We start from the raw sequence: 1,490 nt of genomic DNA on the forward strand, positions 1-1,490 counted from the left end.
CCGAAGTGGAGCAGCTGCGTGAAGAGATGAACCGTATTGCGGCTGAAACTTCGTTTAATGGCCAGAAACTGCTGGACGGCTCGCTGGGTGAGGTAGATCTCCAGGTCGGTGATCAGTCCCGTCAGATTATCAGCCTTGAAGTGCCTACTATGGACGCCAAAAATCTTGGTGGTACTGCAGGTGGAGATATTGTTGGTGTCGCTATGAACATTACCGCTGCCAACTATGGAAGCGATACGGCTCCTTTTAGTGACAACATTGAAATCAACGGTCAGACGGTTCGCTCAAGCGAATTGAATGCTGCTGGAAACTTGAGTGAGCTTCTGGGTGTTATTAACGATAGTGTTTCAAACGTGCGTGCGACAGCGGTGACTGAAACTGTAGGGAGTAGTGGATCCTCCGTGACGGGTGTACTGAGCGGCGCTGATGAGATTATGAAATTTGATCTCGTTAACGCGGACGGAGTAACTTCAAGCTTTGAGGTCTCAAACACGGGCAGTATGGAAGCTTTAGTAAACAAGATTAATCAGTCCGCAGACGGTAAAATTGACGCTAGCCTTTCTGACGACGGTGGCTTAGTTTTGTCAAGCGAGGATGGAACAAGTATTGCGGTTTCGTACGTCGATTCTCTTGGTGCTGCCATTAGTGATCCAGGCACAACAGGAATTGCTGCAACAACCTACGGTCCGCGTTTAGCCCTCACATCAACGGATAACAGTGGGATTACTATTAATTACGCAGCGGCAGCAGATGCTAATGTGCTGGGCATCGACTCTCGTTTTGCCGCCGGTACTATCCAGGGCGCAGAAATTGTGGATGGAAGTGAAGACGATCTCGATGAAGGAGCGTTGATAATTAATGGTATTGAGATTGGTGCGGTTACAGCTGATACGAGCGCAACTGGTGCCGGCGCCGCTACCGCTGACCTGATTCGTGACGCGATCAATGCAAAATCAGCTGAGACAGGCGTTACGGCTTCTTCTTCTGCTGGTGTTCTTGAGCTCGAGTCAGTTTCAGGGGACGAGATCTCGGTTAAATATGGAGACGTAACGAACGCCGCGAGTTTAGCTAATACGGGCTTGCGTGAGACCAATACTGTAGAGAGTTTTGGTGACAACATCGCTAACATAGATATTTCCACCCAGGAAGGTGCCCAAAACGCCATCGACACCATCGACCGCGCTCTGGTAGAAATTAACGATGTCCGCGCCGAGCTGGGTGCTGCCAACAACCGCTTGGACTTCACCATCTCCAACCTGTCCAACGTCAGCGAAAAGACCTCCGCGGCCCGTTCGAGGATTATGGACGCCGACTTTGCGGCGGAAACCGCCAAGTTGAGTCAGGCGCAGGTGCTGCAGCAGGCCTCCCAGGCCATGCTGGCTCAGGCCAACGCCCGTCCGCAGCAGGTGCTGCAGCTGCTCCAGTAAGCTGAGAGTCTCCGCCGGGTAACCGGCGGAGCACTTCAGGTGCTGATGAGTAGCCTTGAGTGA

1 protein-coding gene is annotated in these 1,490 nt (G+C 52.1%); it reads left to right on the top strand.

Features of this window, described 5'->3' with window-relative positions:
- Positions 1–1,427, top strand: a 1,427-nt coding sequence (locus tag B3187_RS14140; protein ID WP_286807128.1) for a flagellin, incomplete at its 5' end; no start/stop codon positions are given.
- Positions 1,428–1,490: the final 63 nt, after the last annotated feature.

The sequence above is a fragment of the Marinimicrobium sp. UBA4209 genome (assembly GCF_002381585.1).
Classification (GTDB): domain Bacteria; phylum Pseudomonadota; class Gammaproteobacteria; order Pseudomonadales; family Cellvibrionaceae; genus Marinimicrobium; species Marinimicrobium koreense.